The 18,270-nt window shown below is 44.4% G+C and carries 17 protein-coding genes; 5 read left to right on the top strand and 12 right to left on the bottom strand.

Going from position 1 to position 18,270, the window contains the following annotated elements; genetic code table 11:
* The first annotated feature begins 53 nt into the window (after positions 1-53).
* Both U0033_RS24410 and U0033_RS24405 read left to right on the top strand, forming a co-directional pair.
* Positions 54-503 (top strand): MarR family winged helix-turn-helix transcriptional regulator, encoded by a 450-nt coding sequence (locus U0033_RS24410; protein ID WP_072365383.1) that lies wholly within the window; start codon positions 54-56, stop codon positions 501-503.
* 3 nt (positions 504-506) lie between these two features.
* Positions 507-1,517, top strand: coding sequence for a phosphotransferase (locus tag U0033_RS24405; RefSeq protein ID WP_083571868.1), 1,011 nt, complete (start codon positions 507-509; stop codon positions 1,515-1,517).
* A gap of 178 nt (positions 1,518-1,695) precedes the next feature.
* Here U0033_RS24405 and U0033_RS24400 read toward each other — a convergent pair whose 3' ends face one another.
* A complete protein-coding gene (locus tag U0033_RS24400; protein WP_072365380.1) occupies positions 1,696-2,412 on the bottom strand; it encodes a 3-ketoacyl-ACP reductase in 717 nt (238 codons plus the stop codon).
* Between the two features lie 132 nt (positions 2,413-2,544).
* Here U0033_RS24400 and U0033_RS24395 point away from each other — a divergent pair, with 132 nt between their 5' ends.
* Complete coding sequence (locus tag U0033_RS24395) at positions 2,545-4,815, top strand: GH92 family glycosyl hydrolase (protein ID WP_072365444.1); 2,271 nt, start codon at positions 2,545-2,547, stop codon at positions 4,813-4,815.
* Positions 4,816-4,915: 100 nt separating this feature from the next.
* Here U0033_RS24395 and U0033_RS24390 read toward each other — a convergent pair whose 3' ends face one another.
* The 3 genes from U0033_RS24390 to U0033_RS24380 all read right to left on the bottom strand — a co-directional run bounded on the left by U0033_RS24390 (position 4,916) and on the right by U0033_RS24380 (position 8,755).
* The gene (locus tag U0033_RS24390) at positions 4,916-7,336 is read right to left on the bottom strand and encodes a phosphocholine-specific phospholipase C (protein WP_072365379.1); all 2,421 of its coding nucleotides are present in this window, start codon (positions 7,334-7,336) and stop codon (positions 4,916-4,918) included.
* A 308-nt stretch (positions 7,337-7,644) separates the two neighbouring features.
* On the bottom strand, positions 7,645-8,481 hold the full coding sequence (locus U0033_RS24385; protein WP_072365378.1) for an SdpI family protein: 837 nt from the start codon (positions 8,479-8,481) through the stop codon (positions 7,645-7,647).
* Positions 8,468-8,755: an autorepressor SdpR family transcription factor gene (locus U0033_RS24380; RefSeq protein WP_072365377.1), complete on the bottom strand. Its 288-nt coding sequence runs from the start codon at positions 8,753-8,755 to the stop codon at positions 8,468-8,470. The genes U0033_RS24385 and U0033_RS24380 overlap by 14 nt, the downstream gene beginning before the upstream one ends.
* Before the next feature lie 209 nt (positions 8,756-8,964).
* Between U0033_RS24380 and U0033_RS24375 the strand changes: the two genes are divergently transcribed.
* Together U0033_RS24375 and U0033_RS24370 are read left to right on the top strand one after the other, a co-directional pair.
* Positions 8,965-10,212, top strand: coding sequence for an ATP-binding protein (locus tag U0033_RS24375; RefSeq protein ID WP_072365375.1), 1,248 nt, complete (start codon positions 8,965-8,967; stop codon positions 10,210-10,212).
* Entirely contained in the window at positions 10,209-10,703 is a 495-nt protein-coding gene (locus tag U0033_RS24370) for a hypothetical protein (RefSeq protein WP_072365373.1), read from the top strand. Before U0033_RS24375 ends, U0033_RS24370 begins: the two co-directional genes overlap by 4 nt.
* Positions 10,704-10,749: 46 nt before the next feature.
* On the opposite strand, the gene U0033_RS24365 is transcribed toward U0033_RS24370, so the two are convergent.
* From U0033_RS24365 to ffh, 8 genes are all read right to left on the bottom strand, one after another.
* Positions 10,750-12,081 carry a lytic transglycosylase domain-containing protein gene (locus U0033_RS24365; protein WP_177318728.1) on the bottom strand — a complete coding sequence of 444 codons (1,332 nt, stop codon included), beginning with the start codon at positions 12,079-12,081 and terminating at the stop codon, positions 10,750-10,752.
* 13 nt (positions 12,082-12,094) lie between these two features.
* Positions 12,095-13,537, bottom strand: a complete 1,443-nt coding sequence (gene gatA, locus U0033_RS24360) for an Asp-tRNA(Asn)/Glu-tRNA(Gln) amidotransferase subunit GatA (protein WP_072365369.1) — start codon at positions 13,535-13,537, stop codon at positions 12,095-12,097.
* Positions 13,538-13,730: 193 nt separating this feature from the next.
* Positions 13,731-13,967: a Sec-independent protein translocase subunit TatA/TatB gene (locus U0033_RS24355; RefSeq protein WP_072365366.1), complete on the bottom strand. Its 237-nt coding sequence runs from the start codon at positions 13,965-13,967 to the stop codon at positions 13,731-13,733.
* A 240-nt stretch (positions 13,968-14,207) separates the two neighbouring features.
* Positions 14,208-14,558 (bottom strand): 50S ribosomal protein L19, encoded by a 351-nt coding sequence (gene rplS / locus U0033_RS24350; protein ID WP_072365364.1) that lies wholly within the window; start codon positions 14,556-14,558, stop codon positions 14,208-14,210.
* Positions 14,559-14,795: 237 nt separating this feature from the next.
* Positions 14,796-15,476 (bottom strand): tRNA (guanosine(37)-N1)-methyltransferase TrmD, encoded by a 681-nt coding sequence (gene trmD, locus U0033_RS24345; RefSeq protein ID WP_072365362.1) that lies wholly within the window; start codon positions 15,474-15,476, stop codon positions 14,796-14,798.
* Between the two features lie 94 nt (positions 15,477-15,570).
* Positions 15,571-16,089 carry a ribosome maturation factor RimM gene (rimM, locus tag U0033_RS24340; protein ID WP_072365360.1) on the bottom strand — a complete coding sequence of 173 codons (519 nt, stop codon included), beginning with the start codon at positions 16,087-16,089 and terminating at the stop codon, positions 15,571-15,573.
* A 74-nt stretch (positions 16,090-16,163) separates the two neighbouring features.
* Positions 16,164-16,610, bottom strand: a complete 447-nt coding sequence (gene rpsP, locus U0033_RS33530) for a 30S ribosomal protein S16 (RefSeq protein WP_072365358.1) — start codon at positions 16,608-16,610, stop codon at positions 16,164-16,166.
* A 214-nt stretch (positions 16,611-16,824) separates the two neighbouring features.
* On the bottom strand, positions 16,825-18,150 hold the full coding sequence (gene ffh, locus U0033_RS24330) for a signal recognition particle protein (protein WP_072365355.1): 1,326 nt from the start codon (positions 18,148-18,150) through the stop codon (positions 16,825-16,827).
* Positions 18,151-18,270: the final 120 nt, after the last annotated feature.

The following is an 18,270-nucleotide window of genomic DNA, read 5'->3' as shown; positions in this document are numbered from 1 at the left end:
TCCCCTATCTTCGTAAAATACTTGACAAGTCAAGTATTTTACAACTAAACACCATGACTAACATCAGTCCATCTTTAAAGCTCATACTCAATCTCTCAAAGGCCCACGTCATCCTTTCCCGCAGGCTGGAAACCCGTCTTTCCGGCCATGGCATTGGCTATACCGACTTTGCCATCCTCCTGATCCTGCATGAAGCACCCGGCCAGAAACTCCGCCGCGTAGACCTTGCCGAAAAAATAGGATTTACTGCCTCGGGCGTTACCCGCATGCTGATACCCTTAGAAAAAATAGGGCTTGTACAACGCGAAGCCTATGAAAGAGATGCCCGTGTCAGCTATGTAGGTTTAACCGATATTGGCAAACAGATCTTCGGAGAAGCCCTCAGCGCTGCCGAAGTCGTAGCCCAGGATATATTTTCCACCGATACTATTACCCCTGCCAAAGCCAAAAAACTGGACGCCTTTTCAGACATGCTCACAGAACTTGGTGGCAACATTATTTAATGTATGAACAATTCCCTTCTTTCCATGCTGCCCGCACATAAGCTACCAGCGGTAGAAACTGCCCTGCAGCAAACATTTGGAACACCCGCCATAGAAGCCATTGAGCTCATGACAAGGGGGCTTTCACCCGCTTTAGTATACAAGATCCGGGTAAATGGTAAAGACTATATTCTGAGGCTGGTAATGGCCATCAATGAACTCGCAGATCCTGCACGTGAATACGTATGTCTGCATGCCGCAGCAGATGCAGGTATCGCTCCTGCCGTATTATATGCGGATGCTGCTGCCGCAATTTCTATCTGTGCATATATTGCCGGTCCGCCCATCTGGGTAGGGCTCCCGGACAAAGATATACAGCTCAAAAGCATTGCCGAAAAAGTAAAGGCGATTCATGCCCTCCCGCTCTTTCCGCCACTCATCAATTTCCTGGAAGGGGTGATTGTTTTCAGGGATCGCTTCCTGGAAATGAAGATGTTTCCCGAAAGCGCAACTGCTGAGCATTTTAGTTATTTCGACAAGATAAAAGCTATTTATCCTATCAATGACGAACTCGTTTCTTCACACAATGACCTGAATCCGGCGAATATATTGTATGATGGAGAAAAGATCTGGATGATTGACTGGGAGGCGGGTTTTAAGAATGACCGCTACGTAGACCTGGCTGTCGTTGCCTTGTACTTTGCAGCGAATGAACAGCATATCGATACATTCCTTACTGCGTATTTTGGGGCAGCGCCAACGGCTTTGCAAAAAGCGAAGTTCTACTTGATGCGGCAAGTGGTGTTCCTCTATTATGGTACCATCTTTTTAAGAATGGCAGCAGAGATGAAGGATGTACACGACCAGGATATGAAAGTGCCTACCCTGCTGGACGTGAAAAAGATGATGAGTAAGAATGAGGTGAACTTAGGTAGCTATGAAGGGAAGATCCTGTATGGGAAAATGCTGATGCAGGAAGCCCTGACAGAAATGCAGCAACCGGCATTTGAAGCATCACTTGCATTATTGAATTAAAACAGCAACGAAAATGAGCTTGTATCACAAATAAAAATACCTCTTGAAAATCGTTTAAAAGACGATACAATTCCATCAGGAACCCGAATAAAAAGGGGCTGTATCATACTTATGACACAGCCCCTTTTTCATTGTTGCCTGTGGCCTGCGGCCAGCTAAAAAATAATATCTTCTTTTATCAGGGATTTGTAGACCAGATACCCGCCTCTTTCACAAACACTCTCCTGTTCAGCTTCAGCTGACTCACTATCAACTCCGCGAAATCTTCCGCCTGCATCACCTTCTCAGGATTACCATCTGTCAGTTTCAAATCAATCGCCATATCCGTAGCAATAGTGCTCGGCGTCAGCGTGGTTACACGGATGTTAGACTTACGCACTTCCTGCATCAGTGATTCAGACATACCAATCAATCCGAACTTAGATGCACTATAAGCGCTGGTCACTGCTGCTCCATTTTTACCAGCAGTAGAGGAGATATTCACAATATCTCCTGTCTGGCAGGAGAGCATCCCTGGCAACACCGCACGAACCGTATAATAAGCACCAAACAGGTTCACCTTTACAATGTTTTCCCACTCTTCCGGTGACAGATCCATGAACTTGCCAAACTTACCTACACCCGCATTATTGATCAGGATATCAATCGTTCCCAGTTCTGCACTGAGTTTTGCAATAGCAGTTTCTACTGCCTGCCTGTCTGCTACGTCAGCCGTAGCATATACGATCTTTACACCGGTACCTGCCAGTTCAGCAGCCACTGCCTGTAAATCTTTTTCTGTACGTGCAATCAGTGCGAGGTTCGCACCTTCTGCTGCCAACTGTTGAGCCACTGCCTTCCCTATTCCCTTACCTGCGCCTGTGATCAACGCATTTTTACCTTTTAATGATTCCATACGCTAGCTGATTTTATTGTTGCAAATATAAGCAATAGATTTTGGGTGGCGCGAACCCACCGCCCAAAACCAGCATCATTGAATGCTGATAATATTTTATTTACTTTCACAGCTGCTAAAATATCCACAATCATGCTTAGAACAGGTCTCCTGCTGTGCAGTCTATTGTACTGCCAGTTCCTATTTGCTGACACTTCAAACGTAACTGATACTACCGACCGGGTCAGGTACGTAAACACCTTACAGGGTACAAATTCCAGTTTCACCCTCACCAGGGGTAATACCTATCCCACTACTGCCCTTCCCTTTGGAATGCATACCTGGACACCGCAAACAGGTGTAAATGGCGATGGCTGGAAATACCAGTACGAAAAAGACAGCATCCGTGGCTTTCAACAAGCCCATCAATGTAGCTCATGGTCCAATGACTACTGTGTATTCTCACTGATGCCCGTTACAGGCAAACTGGCCGTTAACCAGTTCCAGCGTGCGGCACGCTTCAGTCACAAAAATGAGATTGCTAAACCTAACTATTACAAGGTTACGCTCGACAATCACATCACCACCGAAATTGCGCCTACTGAAAGAGGGGCACACCTCCGCTTTACATTTCCCCGCTCCGGCGATGCATGGCTGGTATTAGACGGATATACCCGTATCAGTGATGTGAAGATCATTCCTGCTGAAAGAAAGATCATTGGCTACATCAACAACGGCCAACAGTTATCCCGGGAACTGCGCAGTTATTTTGTATTGCAGTTCGATCAGCCATTCACTGCCTATGGCGTGTGGGATAGCAAAACAGGCACCCTCACTGCCGATACCCTGAATGGTAAAAACGCATATATCAAATTCAAAAAAGGAGCAGCTGTTCAGGTAAAAACTGCCAGCAGCTATATTAGCCAGGATCAGGCGGAACTCAACCTGCAAAGGGAACTGGGCAGCTTCGCTTCTTTTGATCAGACAAAAAATGCTGCCTGGAAAGTATGGAATGATTACCTCGGTAAAGTAAAAGTTGAAGGTGGTACACCTGCACAAAAAGCGACTTTCTATTCCTGCTTTTTCAGAGCAAGCCTGTTCTCCCGCCAGTTCTTTGAATATGATAAAAATGGCCTGCCTTATTACTATAGCCCATATGATGATAAGGTACATGCAGGTTATCTCTATACAGATACGGGATTCTGGGATACTTTCCGTGCACAGTTCCCGCTCAATGCATTGTTGCACCCCACTATGCATGGCCGTTATGTAGCTGCCCTGTTAGATGCTTATGACCAGTGCGGATGGTTGCCAGCCTGGTCTTTCCCTGGTGAAGGGGGTAGTATGATCGGGAATCACGCCATCTCCTTACTGGCAGATGCGTGGGCAAAAGGCTTGCATACTTTCGATCCGCAAAAAGCATTGAAGGCTTACTTGCATGAAGCGACCAATAAAGGACCATGGGGACCCGCAAATGGCCGTGATGGCTGGAAAGAGTATTACACTTTAGGCTACTGCCCTTATCCTGGTGTGAGGGAAGCAACGGCAAAAACACTGGAATATGCGTATGATGATTTCTGCGGGTATACGTTGGCGCAGCAAACAGGTAATACTTTTTGTGAAGATGTGTTTGGCAGGCAGATGTACAACTATAGGAATGTATACGATAGCCTGACTGGCTATATGAGAGGCAGACAGGCTGATGGTAGTTTTAAGCCGGATTTTGATCCGATTGAGTGGGGTGGTCCGTTTACAGAAGGGAATGCGGTGCACTGGCAATGGTCAGTGTTTCATGATATCCGGGGCCTGATCAATATGATGGGGGGTGATAGTGCCTTTGTACATAAATTAGATACCGTGTTTTCTTCTCCCAATAATTTCAAAGTAGGTACTTATGGTGGACCGATACATGAGATGACGGAGATGGTGATGGCGAATATGGGGCAGTATGCACATGGGAATCAGCCAATACAGCATATGGTGTATTTGTACAATTATGCCGGGCAGCCCTGGAAGGCACAGTACTGGGCAAGAGCGGTAATGGAGAAGTTGTATAATGCAACGGAGAATGGGTATCCGGGAGATGAAGACCAGGGACAGACTTCTTCATGGTATGTATTGAGTGCCTTAGGTTTTTATAGTGTATGCCCGGGTACGGATCAATATGTGATGGGGAGTCCGGTGTTTAACAAAACAACGATCACTTTGGAAAACGGGAAGCAATTTGTAATTGAAGCGAATAATAATTCTTCTAAAAATGTGTATATCCAATCAGCTACGCTGAATGGGCAGGTGTTGACGAAGGATTGGTTATCTCATACAGATATTACCAATGGCGGCATCTTACACTTAGAAATGTCTGACAAACCAGCGATGTCAAGAGGCATTTCAAAAAGTGACAGGCCATTCTCCTTAACTAAATAGTTCAAATTATTACGGCCTCCTTTAGAGGCCGTAATAATTTGAACGCGGGCGTCAGCTCAGCAGCATCCAAAGGATACCGCTTAGCTGACGCTGTTTTATTTTATATCGTACGCCCCATCACCGGGTCCGTTATACTCATCGCTCCCGTCTCCACTCTACCCGCATACCTCTTCTCACAACCATCAATCATCACACTGAAATCATACCATCCTCCATGATCCAGCAAGGAATAACTTACAGATTTACCGGCCTTTGCTGCCAGTGAAAATTGCTGCGCTTCTCTCTTATACCCATTGTCTCTAATAACAATTTCATGTTTCTTAGCCGCATCCACATTCTGCAAATTAAATGCGATCTTCCCCTTCCCCTCATACTTACAAACACATTCCACCGCCGCATCATTCCCATCCCCCTTAAATTCCCTGAAGAACCCATTCGGTCCATACACCCTCAAATGATACGCCCCATTTGTAAAATGAGCCAGGGCCCATTCATCCTTCAATGTATCTCCTGCTGCCACTGTATACGCCCATGACTGCGCATCTGCCACTCTATACACATTAAATGGAGCACCAATACCTTTTCCACTACCAAAACTGATCTCAAAATGTTTCCTATCCTTACTCAAAGCCCCTTCCACATGCAAATCATACGGCAATGGAGAAGACGGCTTCGTACCCTTCTCCTGTTTCGCCATATAAGGCGCATTTGCGGGATCTGAATTGATAGCAGCTATTTCGGCCTTAGACAGCAACTTAAACCCAGCCGGCATGCCTTTAAACTTCGCCATATGTATCGTCTGGATATACTCATCACGGACAATCGGCGTCAAGCCGGTCGGCTTATCACCCGTAAAGGGCTGGAATACGGATGAGAGATCCCCGCACACCGTACGTCTCCATGTACTGATATTCGTTTCTATCACCTTCTTCCCCGTCTTATGCGCCAGGAATTTCTCTAAGAACTGCAAGGTCGAAGTATGATCAAACACCTGGGAATTTACCACCCCACCCCTGCTCCACGGTGAAGCAACGACTAAGGGTACACGATAACCTAAACCAATCACGCTCTCACGAATATCTTCCTCCTGCCAGCCTTTCTTCTTCATTTCCTGCTCCCTTGTCACAAACTCCGTTGCCAGGTCAATGCCCTTAGAAGCCTTACCATGGCCCTCTCCATGCGGTGGCACAAATGGCGGCACGTGATCAAAATCACCATCATTTTCATCATATGCTAAAATGAAAACAGTCTTCTTCCACACGTCTGGATTCTGTGTCAGTATATCCATCACCTCAGAAATATAATACGCACCATACCATGGTGAACCCGGATGATCCGAAAATGCCTCTGGTGCTACTAACCAGGATACTGTAGGCAAAGTTCCGGTTTTCACATCCTCCCGGAACTGGTATAACACATCTCCCTTCGGTACTTTTATTTCTCTTTCCACATTCCCATCATGATAACGCAAAGGCGTGAGCGAATGATAATCCGGATCTTTCTTATTCGTCACAAATGCTTTCTCATGCAGGTTCTTCTCCCGCTGCGACAAAGCTGCAAATACTGCTGCATTGTACTGCTCGTGATGTTTTTTCAGGCTTGCCAATTTCTCTTCCCGCTCCACCCGCTCATCATGAGGCAATGATTTATTCTCTAATTCTTTTTGGTAACGCGCTATCTCATTTTGCACATGTTTCAAATGCGCTTCGGACAACTGCGGTTTATATTGTGTAAAAAACTCCAGTGGATTGTCTGTAAAGTTTGCCAGCCACGCATCTTCCTCTCCATCAAATCCTACACCCACACTCAGTTCATTCTGATAGACCTTCCATGAAATGCCGGCATCTTCCAGTCGCTCAGGATAAGTCGTCCAGCTACCTGGTTCAGGATAATCACATTCATTATTACGCACTGCCGGAATCCCTTCCTGGTTGCGCAGTGTACCCGTCCAAAAGTACAAACGATTGGGGGTCGTACCTGTCAATGATGAACAGAAGTTCTGGTCACAGATCGTGAAAGCATCTGCCAGTGCATAATAGAATGGAATATCTTCACGCGTGTAATACCCCATCGTCATTGGCAGATCTGCATATTCTTTATTGCCCGAGCGTTTTTCATCCAGCCATTTATCATACTTTCCACCATTACGTGCATCTACCTGGTTCTCCCAGCTATGCGGCAAAGAGCTCATCCAGGTGGCTTTTGAATCTTTCAGGTCCAGGCGAAAAGGTGCATAGGTCTCACCTGCTTTATTCGATTGTAACCACACGAGGTTTTGATTCGCCAGCTGAATTGCACGCGGGTCATTGAAACCACGTACGCCACGCAGGGTACCATAACAGTGGTCAAAAGATCTGTTCTCCTGCATGAGGATCACAATATGTTCAGCATCCATATAGGTGCTGCCGGGAGCTGGGTCAATGGCCAATGCTCTTTGAATGGCAGGTGGTAACACGCCCGCAAGTCCGGCGCTGCCTGATAATATCGCAGCTTTTTTTAGAAAATCTCTCCTGGTATCCATATGCGTGACAAGTTATTGTAGAAGTTACAAACTACTAATAGGATTTGAAAAGATTCATCTTTTTTTAATACTGCGAAATTTGCTTGTTATGGTCATTCATTGTTACCCAACGCTATTGTATTGTGGAGTTGAAAGGACCTGCGGCCGGCTTTATTAAATGCCATGTGATCAACGATCACTGAAGTTAGCCTGCAACTGCAATTAGAGATTGCCCTGCAGTTTTAAGAACCTGCAGTTCCTGCGCCAGATCTTTCATAAACAAAAACGCTCTCCATCAGCTACCCGAATTAAATCCGGGTGATTTTACTTTACATACTGCCTCTTTTTTTATACAACCAATAAGAATAGATCATCGCACTCCCCGCACAGAAAAGTGGTACAATGATCATCACACGGGGGATCCATTGTTCAGGCGCAAAAACGCTGATCACAAAGCCCGCCAGTGAGACGATAAAAAACCATTTGGAACACACCCGGTTTGTTTTTCTCCATATCTCTTCATCTGCCAGGGTCCAGGGCGTACGAATGCCAATAAACCGGTTTGGTTTTACATTATAAGTCAGGTTTGCCAATACGGCAAAGAATAATAATACTGCCTGCGGAATGGTACGGTGCCCTACCCAGTTTTGCCGGGAGAAGATAATCAATATCAGGGGCAGGGTAATGATAAAATGGGTGCCGGCCCAGATGATATTATAATACTTTGGGAAGATAGGCTCCTTCGCCACTTTCTTCACATATTTAAATAGCCAAAAAACAAATCCATTGATGATTGCACATGATCCCAGCATAACGAGGTTTGAAAACATCGTTATATCCATGTTAGAACCTGCAATGGTGCAGATGGCGATGGCATCGAAAAACAGGATGAGGGCCAACTTAAAATAGTACAGCCAGGGCAGCTTTCCGGGGAAAAAATAAGCAGAAACAGTCATCACCAGGTACAAAAATAAGGTTACCAGTGTAGTGGTGGTAACGAAGCCCGAAGGCGACATCCAGCTATCTACGACCCAACCATTGCTGCTAATGGAATAATGCGATGGTACCTGGGCAGGTAAGCTGTCAGCCAGGTATAGGAATACCATCCATGGGAGGGCAATGAGTAATACAAAAGGCAGCTCTCTGAGCCAGTCATTTGTTTTCATAAGCGGGCATTTTATTAATTGATGGTGTGAATTGTAAAACCCATTTCAGGAGCTCATCTACGACAGTGGTATTTAAAGAGTAATAAATGTATTGACCCTTTTTTTCACTGGTTAGCAGCTCCGCCTGTTTAAGCAGGTCAAGGTGATGCGAGATGGTGGGTTTCGAGAACTGGAAATGATCGGCAACGTCCCCGGCGGTCTTATCCCCGTCTTTGAGTAGTTCCAGGATATCACGACGGGTTTTGTCGTTGAGTGCTTTGAAGACGGTGTTCATGGATTACATATTTAGACAAAAATCTAAATACTTACAGAAATAAACAAATTGCCTTTGTTACTTGATTATTATGATCACTATGATCCGTGTGGTTATACAATAATTCGTAATATGGCTATATTTAAATGTATTATAGGTCTACACTAATGTAATTCACATTAAATTTGTTAAGAACGCTCTTTTATCAAGGAGTAAAATACCGAAGACAGATGAATAGGATTAAAATACAACACTTTGGCCCCATTGGAGAAGGTTTCTCTGATGATGACGGGTTCATGGATATTAAGAAATTCACTGTTTTTATTGGCAACCAGGGAACCGGGAAAAGTAGTGTTGCAAAATTAATCTCTACCTTAAGTTGGCTGGAAAAGGCACTTTTCAGAAGCGAAATAAAAGAAAATTATGTTACAGGATACAACAGATTTGTAAAAGAATATGTCAATTATCAGAATATCCGTAATTATTTTAGGGAGAACACAGTTATTACCTACGAGGGCGCAGCCTACAACTTCGATTTTCGTGATGGGAAATTACAGATAAATAGAAATCCGGGAAATATTGAAGAGGTATATCGTGCACCCAAAATAATGTACGTTCCTGCTGAAAGAAATTTTCTAAGTGCAGTAGAAAATCCCGAGAAATTAAAAGGGTTACCCAAAACCCTATCCACTTTTTGGGAAGAGATGCAGCGTTCATTACAAGAACTTTCAGCCTCTATTGAGTTACCACTGGGTAATGCCAAACTTGAATATGATAAACTTAATCGCATCCCTAAAATTGATCTTGGCGAAGGTCGAAAGCTGAGACTTTCAGAAGCATCAAGTGGATTTCAATCATTTATTCCCTTGTTTCTGGTATCCAGGAATTTGAGTATGTCGATTAATAGGGAATCTAACTCTTCTAAAAATCAGTTAAGCGGCGAACAACAACAACGCCTGCAAATGGAAATTGAAAGGATCATTTTAGATACTTCAATTTCACAGGAAGTAAAAGAAAACGCGATGCGTCTGCTTTCGTCCAAATATAAAAATGAATCATTTCTCAATATTGTTGAAGAAATCGAGCAAAACCTATTTCCTCAATCTCAGAAGATCATCCTATTCAAGCTGATTGAATACGCCAACCGACTAGAAAAAAATCAACTAATACTTACAACACACAGTCCCTATATAATTAATTACCTGACAATTGCCATAAAGGGATATCAATTATGGAATAAAATGAAGGGACGGGATCAAAACCTATCCTTGCAGGAAAAACTGAACGAAATTGTACCCCTCAACTCATGTGTAGATGGGGAAGAGACGATTATCTATCAGTTAACTGAAAATGGAAGTATCTTCAAGCTCCCCAGTTTTGAAGGCATACCTTCTGATAATAATTATCTTAATCATATACTTGCCGATATCAATGATTCATTCGACAAGTTGCTTGAAATAGAAGAGGAAATTGTATGAGTATAAATTTTCACGGGGGAGATTGTCAGGAATCACCAAGAACTGATTCAGAATTTGGTATTTGTGATGAAGGAAATGCCCGGAAGGCTTATTCAGATGTTAATTATCCTGAAAAATGGATGGCCAAAGTTGAAAACCCATCTAATCTTGAAACGACATTCACTGCGATAGATTATTGCATTGAGTTAAAGCGTCCTGATGGATCTATGGATAATAGATGTGATGGTATGCTAACATACTCAGACAATATAATATTTATTGAACTTAAAGATCAGCAGGCTCGCTGGATTTCGCATGCAGTTGATCAATTAGAAACAACTATCCAGTATTATATTGCTCATCATGATATTAATAAGTTTAAGCACAAGCGTGCTTATGCAGCGAATAGAGCTCATCCAAAATTTCAGAGAAGTACTTTGGAATTATCTCAAAAGTTTTTCAGTAAGTACCGAATAAGATTAATTGTACAAGCAAATATTAAAATCTGTTAACAAAAAAAGCCGCTCGGTATGAGCGGCTTTTTTCGAAATCAATATCTTATTTCTTGTGTGTCGTTTTCTTCTTTGTTGCTGCTGCCTTTTTGCCAGCGCCTGCTTTCTTTGCCGTAGCTTTCTTTTTCGCTGCTGCAGTTGTTCCTTTCTTCTTAGCAAGCGGTGCTTTTGCCTTGGCTGCAGGAGTAGCTTTTGCTTTTCCTGCCTTTGCTTCTGCCGTCGGTGTTAATTTAGCCGGCGGTGGAAACTTAGACTTATCAAGACCTGTTGCTCTTTCATCCAGTATGAGGGCCAGCGATTCTTTCAGGATCTCTTCTTTCTCTGCCTGGAACTGCTTCATTTTATCTTTCGGAATACGCAGGTCGTAGCTATTTTCTGGGCCTGCCATCATTCTTGCGAAATCAGGATTCAGGTGTTCCATTTGTGCCTGTTCAATATTCAGTTTCTTAGCAATGGCTTCGAGACGATATTTGCCGGTAATGTTGAACTCTACAGTACTGTACATTTCTTCTTCTGTCAGTTCAGTAGAAGCGAAATTTACAGCAGAAGCCGGAACATTGATGGTAGATACGCCTGGATGGTCATTGTTGTCATCATTCCCCACACCGAAGAAGGTATTGAACCTATCGAGGATGTAACCGGTCGCGATGAATTTGTAAACATGGTTTCTGGATTCAGCAGGCAGAAAATATTGCATGCCCCAGAAATCGCTGCGTCCACTTGCTGCCATAGCGCGTTGTACGCCACCAGGGCCACAGTTGTAAGCTGCTACTACCAGTAACCAGTCGCCGAACTGGTTGTACAGTTCATTGAGGAACTTAGCTGCTGCTACAGTGGATTTGTAGAAGTCTTTACGTTCATCTACTTTTTTACCTACGCTCAGACCGAAGATGCGTGCAGTACCGGACATGAACTGCCAGGCTCCTACAGCGCCCACGCGGGAACGGGCGTTGGTGTTAAAACTAGATTCAATAACGGCCAGGTATTTCATTTCTTCAGGAATACCATGTTCTCTAAAGATCTTTTCTACCATTACAAAGTAAGGCTGACCTCTGGAGATCATTACCTGCAGATGTTGACTATACCTGCTGGCAAAGTTATTGATGTATCCAGCTACAATGTTGTTGTTGATCTGTTCATAGACCTTCGGATTGCTGATGCTGGACGGCAGGCTCTGTGCGTTTTGACGCACGGCCTGAGAGGTTACTGAAGGCACAATTGATGTGTCCCTGGGTAACCGAACTTTGTGGTTCAATACCGTAGTATCTGGGCCTCCTATGGGAGTAACCACCTTCTTAGGTACGCTGTTGCCACCAATCGCTTCAAAATGCCATGCACCCAAAGTTGGTAACAGCAGTAGTAAAAAGATTTTCCTCATACACATATTTGTTTTAAACAGGAGTGTCCTGCCTCATTTGCATAAATTGTTCTGCAATGTCTAACAGGCGCGCTTCGCTAAATTGCTTTGTGATGATCTGTACACCATATGGCATCCCGTTTGAATGCCGTTGCAAAGGTACGGAAATAGCCGGAACTCCGGCGAGGTTTGCAAGTACCGTGTAGATGTCTGCAAGATACATTGCAATGGGGTCATCAGTTTTTTCCCCTATTTTAAATGCAGTAGAAGGCACAGTTGGCATCAAAATCGCATCGTAAGTTGACAGGATTTCTGATAATTTGTTCACTACCAATCTCCTCACCTGCTGCGCTTTCGTGAAGTAAGCATCGTAATATCCTGCGCTTAACACGAATGTGCCCAGTAAGATACGCCGTTTTACTTCTATACCGAAACCTTCTGATCTGCTTTTCTTATAAAAATCTGTTAAATCTAAATTCTGAAGCGGTGTTCTATGTCCATATTTTACCCCATCATAGCGGGAAAGATTGGAAGATGCCTCTGCTGTAGTCAATACGTAATAAGCAGGAACAACATAATCAAGGTACGCGAAATCCACCGCTGTCACTGAATTCCCTGCGGCTTCCAGTTCTTCAAAAAAGCTTTGGTACTCATCTTTCATCTCAGGGTCCAGGCCCGGGTGAAACAATGCGTCTTTTAAATACGCTATTTTAAAAGATTTATTGTGTTCTCGTGTCTGATAATCAGCAACTTCCTCTAAAGATGCTGTGCTATCATAGGCATCAGGCCCTGCTATTTGTTGTAATACACCTGCCACATCCGCAACATTCCTGCCAAAGATGCCAATCTGATCAAAGGAGGAAGCATAAGCGATCAGCCCGTAGCGGGAAATACGCCCATAAGTTGGTTTCATACCCACGATTCCGCAGAAATCAGCAGGCTGACGTACGGATCCCCCGGTATCACTACCCAGGCTTACCATACACAGATCTGCCTGCACGGCTACTGCCGATCCACCTGATGATCCACCAGGTACACGGGTAGTATCCAATGCATTGAGTACGGGTCCATGTGCCGAATTCTCATTGGTAGACCCCATGGCGAACTCGTCACAATTGAGGTTACCGATCAAAATGGCATCTGCCTCCAGCAATCTTTCGACCGCGGTGGCAGAATACATAGATGTAAACCCTTCCAGCATCTTCGATGCCGCACTTATTTTATGCCCTTTGTAGCAGATCACATCCTTGATCCCGATCACAACGCCCCCCAGCGACCCCAGCTTTTCCCCATTTTGTAGACGGGTATCCAGCTCGCGTGCTTTTTGAAGGGCTTCCTCTTCCCAAACCTCCAGGTATGCATTCAGATGTTTTGTCTTTGCTATACGGTCCAGGTAATATTGCACCACTCCCGTACAGGTTGTTCTGCCGGCGTATAATGCTTCATGAAAAGCCGATATACTGCTGAATTCAGACAAAGCCAAACCAGTTAATTGCTTGAAAAAATAAAATATCAGGTCAAACTTGTAAGCCGGACACAAAAAGTGCTGCGTCCAGGTTGTGGCATACTTTAGGTTCCATGACGTGAAATGCTAGTCTATGACTATCATAGGCACACGACTTCTCCCCTGCGTTTGAATCTTTTTAGTCCGTAATAGTACAGGGAAGGAATTAAGCTCCTTTCTGATCAGTGGTGGAAGGTGTTTCTTTCATACCATCTTCGATCTCCTTGCGTACATTGTTTTTGGCATCGTTGAACTCACGGATACCTTTACCCAGTCCGCGCATGAGCTCAGGGATTTTTTTACCACCAAATAACAGTAATACAACCAGGGCGATCAGCAACAATTCGCTCATACCCAGATCCTGGAACAATAACAGTGGTGATTTCACAATAACGGCAGTCATTTTCTCTGTTTTAAAATGTTAAGCTAACAAAGATAGGTAATAAAATCCGGGATTCAATTGTACTGTCCGAAGATAGGGGAAACTTTAATCTTATTTTAAGAGTGGGGCAAACGGAGGCGGCAAGGGGCTTTTCCCTGCAGTGGTAGGATCAAATAGGGTAGAGATTGGTACTTACAGGTAGCGACAAAAAAAACGGGAACCGGAACGGTCCCCGTTATCACTAATTTCCCTGTATTTATACTAAACCCTTTTTTCTTTAATACGAGCAGCTTTACCAGCACGTTCACGCAGGTAGAACAGTCTTGCTCTTCTTACTTTACCAACTTTGTTCAGTACGATACCATCGATGTTTGGTGAGAACAGAGGGAATACTCTCTCTACGCCAACTCCATCAGAGATCTTTCTTACTGTGAATGATGCAGTGAAACCAGTACCCTGGATCTTAATTACATCACCTTTGAAGGACTGGATTCTTTCCTTGTTACCTTCAACAATTTTATAGTTTACAGTGACATTGTCACCGGCTTTAAACTTAGGGTAGTTTTTTGTATTACCTGTCAGTTGCTCGTGAACAAAAGAAATCGCGTTCATCTTTCAAATTTATTTATCGGACTGCAAAGGTAGGTGAGAATTCCACAACTTCCAAATAACAGTGCCCTTTATTAAGGAATAATTTTTTAACTAATTGATTATGAGCCAAATTTTGGCTTAACTTTTTTAATGGATGAAGTTGCTGGAATCATTGCTTCGCAAAGAATTTAAAATCATAAGGCCCTGCGGGCGGCTTTTAAATCACTAGTATGCCCTTTTAAAGCCAGGATTGCCTCTTTAATGCCTGTCCAACAGATCCGGCCTCCTTTGCTTTGTACGCTCCAGTGCCATATCGTGTCTCCATTCATCTATCTTCTTATGATCCCCACTCATCAGCACTTCCGGTACCTTCCAGCCCCTGAATTCCTCAGGACGGGTATACACCGGTGGTGCCAGCAAATTATCCTGGAATGAATCCAGCAAGGCAGACTGCTCATCATTCAACACTCCCGGAATCAATCTTCCTATTGCATCTACCAGTACTGCTGCCGCCAACTCGCCGCCGGAGAGTACATAATCACCAATAGAGATCTCTTTCGTTACGAAATGCTGACGGATCCGCTCATCAATACCTTTATAATGTCCACACAGCATAAGCAGGTTCCCTTTTAGTGACAGCTGGTTGGCCATCCCCTGGTTCAGGGTCTCTCCATCCGGTGTCAGGTAGATCACCTCATCATAAGTGATCTTCTCTCTCAGGGTCTCTATCGCTCTTACTACAGGCTCCAGCATCATTACCATACCTGCCCCTCCCCCAAACTGGTAATCATCTACCTGCTTTTGCTTCTGGGTAGAATAATCCCGGAGATTATGGGTGTATATTTCCAGCAATCCTTTCGTCTGCGCCCGCTTTAAGATCGAGTGAGAAAAAGGGCTTTCCAGTAACCCTGGCTGTACGGTAATAATATCGATCCTCATGTGTTAATTAATTCTACGGTTGTGACTTATCCTGGTATCAAAGCTGGCCACAGGTCCTCCCCGATGTAACACTCAAATTAAGTCAGGCCCCATTCTACAGATAAATGTCCATCAATCCTTCAGGCAGGTCTACATGTACGATCTGAGCTTTCTTATCCACCTTTACCAGTGATTGCTCATTCAAAGGTAACAGCACTTCTGTTTCCTTATACATGATCTTCACCAGCACCTGCATCGGCATTTCCATCACCTCTTCTATCACGCCCAGTTCACCCAGTTCCTTGTCATGCACGGTAAAACCCAGCATGGCCAGTGGCGCAGATGATGCTGCCTGTGATTTGAAATCAGCCTCTCCCAGGTAAACAGGCGTTTGCACCAGCTTACGGGCAGCTTCCTTGGTGTCAATGCCTTCCAGCTTCACAAAGGTATGCTCATGATCTTTCACACTGGCTTTCTGCACAAAATAAGGTATAAAGCTGTTCTTACGCTCTTCCAGGAAGATGGCTTCCACCCCTTGCAGGGAGGCTCTTTTTCCCAGGCTGTGCTTCAGAACAAACTCGCCCTGTAATCCGAATACAGATACCAGTTTACCTATGCTAAAGTAGTTATTCATTATCTGACGACTAATAAGTAAAAAGGGAAATACCCTAGAGTATTTCCCTTTCAGTATGTTATTTGAAAGCTGGATTAAGCTTCACCACCTTCCTGAGCCTGAGGAGCAGAAGCATCTTCTACTCTTCTTACTATTGGGGTAGCGATTCTAGCTTTCTTGTGGCTATCGCGACGTGCAGCAACTTTCTGCTCGTGTTCAGCCTGCCATTGTTCGAATTTCTGGAAAGCGGTAGGCTCATCAAACAGACCGAGCTTCACACCTCTTAACAGGTGTTTCAGGTAGAGAACACCTTTGAAAGAAAGGATTCTTCTAACGGTATCAGTTGGCTGAGCACCTTTCTGTAACCAACGCAGTGCCTTTTCTGTATCAATGTTGATAGAAGCAGGAACTGTCAGTGGATTGTAAGTACCGATCTTCTGGATGAATTTACCATCTCTTGGCGCGCGAGCATCGGCAACTACGATAAAATAAAAAGGTCTCTTCTTAGCGCCATGACGTTGTAATCTGATCTTGACTGGCATAAATAATTCGAATTATTTTTTTGCGAGTTGTTAAAAAATATTATTCAATTGGGGCAGCAAAAGTAATCTTAAAAAGAATTAGTTCAAAATATTTTCTGTTAAAAATTCTCTTTTGCTGCAAAAAGTTTGATTTCCAGTTTACCTGGCATCAAATCCAAAGCTGGTTTTATAAGTTAAAATCTGGCCTCAAACTCAGCACTGAAGCCGCTTTATACTATCTTCCCATTGCTTTCAACCCTCTGCCCCCTGCGCCAAATTTATTCATTTGTTTCATCATCTGACGCATTTGTTCAAATTGTTTCATAAACTGGTTCACATCCTGGATGTCTTTGCCGGCACCTTTCGCAATACGGCGACGGCGGCTGCCATCAATCAGGTCTGGATTGCTACGTTCTGCAGGGGTCATAGAGCCAATGATCGCTTCTATACCCTTAAATGCATCGTCGCTGATATCAATATCCTTGATAGCCTTTCCGATCCCCGGGATCATTCCCATCAGGTCCTTCAGGTTACCCATTTTCTTAATCTGGTTCAGCTGCTCACGGAAGTCATCAAAATCAAACTGGTTCTGACGGATCTTCTTTTCCAGCTTTTTCGCCTGCTCTTCGTTGAACTGTGCCTGCGCGCGTTCTACCAGGGTGGTAATATCACCCATCCCCAGGATACGCTGTGCCATACGCTCAGGGTAGAACACATCCAGGGTATCCAGTTTTTCACCCATGCTCACGAACTTGATGGGCTTCTCAACGGTATATTTGATAGTTAACGCAGCACCACCACGGGTATCACCATCCAGCTTTGTGAGTACGACCCCACTGAAGTCCAGGCGATCGTTGAAGGCTTTGGCGGTATTCACGGCATCCTGCCCTGTCATGGAGTCCACGACGAAGAGGATTTCGTTTGGTTTTACAGCAGCCTTTACATTGGCTACCTCTTTCATCATGACCTCATCGACTGCCAGACGACCAGCGGTATCGATGATCACTACAGTATTGCCATTCTGCTTAGCGTGAGCGATCGCATTCTGGGCGATTTTTACAGCGTCCTTATTTTCAGGCTCGCTATAAACCTCCACACCAATCTGCTCACCCAGTACTTTCAGCTGATCGATCGCCGCAGGACGGTAGATGTCAGCAGCTACCAGCAGGGGCTTCTTACCCTTCTTAGTTTTGAGGAAGTTGGCCAGTTTACCGGAGAAAGTGGTTTTACCGGAACCCTGCAGACCCGCTATCAGGATCACAGAAGGGTTAGCCTTGATATCCAGTTCTGATTCGGTACCACCCATCAGTTCCGCCAGCTCGTCCTTCACGATCTTCACCATGAGCTGACCCGGAGAAATGGCAGTGATCACCTTTTCGCCCAGCGCTTTTTCCCTTACCCTGTCGGTAAAGTCTTTCGCGATTTTGTAGTTAACGTCCGCATCTACCAGTGCACGGCGGATCTCCTTTACAGTACTGGCAATATTTATTTCACTGATACGGCCCTCACCTTTCAACTGCTTGAAGGCGGAGTCGAGCCGCTCTGATAATGATTCAAACATCAAAAACCTGTTTTTAATTAAGCCGGGAAATAGCCTAAGGGATGCAAAAATAGTAAAAAGGTAGCGAAAAGAAATGGGTATCCGCCCTCAGGGAGAGGAAAATAGTCTGCCACCGAATCA

Source organism: Chitinophaga sancti (assembly GCF_034424315.1).
Taxonomy (GTDB): domain Bacteria; phylum Bacteroidota; class Bacteroidia; order Chitinophagales; family Chitinophagaceae; genus Chitinophaga; species Chitinophaga sancti.
The sequence above is the reverse complement of the archived record's forward strand: the minus strand, read 5'-3'. Positions and strand labels throughout refer to the sequence as shown.

What these genes read in the sequence shown, in the direction of transcription:
- U0033_RS24410 (WP_072365383.1), top strand. Translation starts at nt 54, where the DNA reads ATGACTAACATCAGTCCATCTTTAAAGCTCATACTCAATCTCTCAAAG.
- U0033_RS24405 (WP_083571868.1), top strand. Translation starts at nt 507, where the DNA reads ATGAACAATTCCCTTCTTTCCATGCTGCCCGCACATAAGCTACCAGCG.
- U0033_RS24400 (WP_072365380.1), bottom strand. Translation starts at nt 2,412, where the DNA reads ATGGAATCATTAAAAGGTAAAAATGCGTTGATCACAGGCGCAGGTAAG.
- U0033_RS24395 (WP_072365444.1), top strand. Translation starts at nt 2,545, where the DNA reads ATGCTTAGAACAGGTCTCCTGCTGTGCAGTCTATTGTACTGCCAGTTC.
- U0033_RS24390 (WP_072365379.1), bottom strand. Translation starts at nt 7,336, where the DNA reads ATGGATACCAGGAGAGATTTTCTAAAAAAAGCTGCGATATTATCAGGC.
- U0033_RS24385 (WP_072365378.1), bottom strand. Translation starts at nt 8,481, where the DNA reads ATGAAAACAAATGACTGGCTCAGAGAGCTGCCTTTTGTATTACTCATT.
- U0033_RS24380 (WP_072365377.1), bottom strand. Translation starts at nt 8,755, where the DNA reads ATGAACACCGTCTTCAAAGCACTCAACGACAAAACCCGTCGTGATATC.
- U0033_RS24375 (WP_072365375.1), top strand. Translation starts at nt 8,965, where the DNA reads ATGAATAGGATTAAAATACAACACTTTGGCCCCATTGGAGAAGGTTTC.
- U0033_RS24370 (WP_072365373.1), top strand. Translation starts at nt 10,209, where the DNA reads ATGAGTATAAATTTTCACGGGGGAGATTGTCAGGAATCACCAAGAACT.
- U0033_RS24365 (WP_177318728.1), bottom strand. Translation starts at nt 12,081, where the DNA reads ATGAGGAAAATCTTTTTACTACTGCTGTTACCAACTTTGGGTGCATGG.
- U0033_RS24355 (WP_072365366.1), bottom strand. Translation starts at nt 13,967, where the DNA reads ATGACTGCCGTTATTGTGAAATCACCACTGTTATTGTTCCAGGATCTG.
- rplS (WP_072365364.1), bottom strand. Translation starts at nt 14,558, where the DNA reads ATGAACGCGATTTCTTTTGTTCACGAGCAACTGACAGGTAATACAAAA.
- trmD (WP_072365362.1), bottom strand. Translation starts at nt 15,476, where the DNA reads ATGAGGATCGATATTATTACCGTACAGCCAGGGTTACTGGAAAGCCCT.
- rimM (WP_072365360.1), bottom strand. Translation starts at nt 16,089, where the DNA reads ATGAATAACTACTTTAGCATAGGTAAACTGGTATCTGTATTCGGATTA.
- rpsP (WP_072365358.1), bottom strand. Translation starts at nt 16,610, where the DNA reads ATGCCAGTCAAGATCAGATTACAACGTCATGGCGCTAAGAAGAGACCT.
- ffh (WP_072365355.1), bottom strand. Translation starts at nt 18,150, where the DNA reads ATGTTTGAATCATTATCAGAGCGGCTCGACTCCGCCTTCAAGCAGTTG.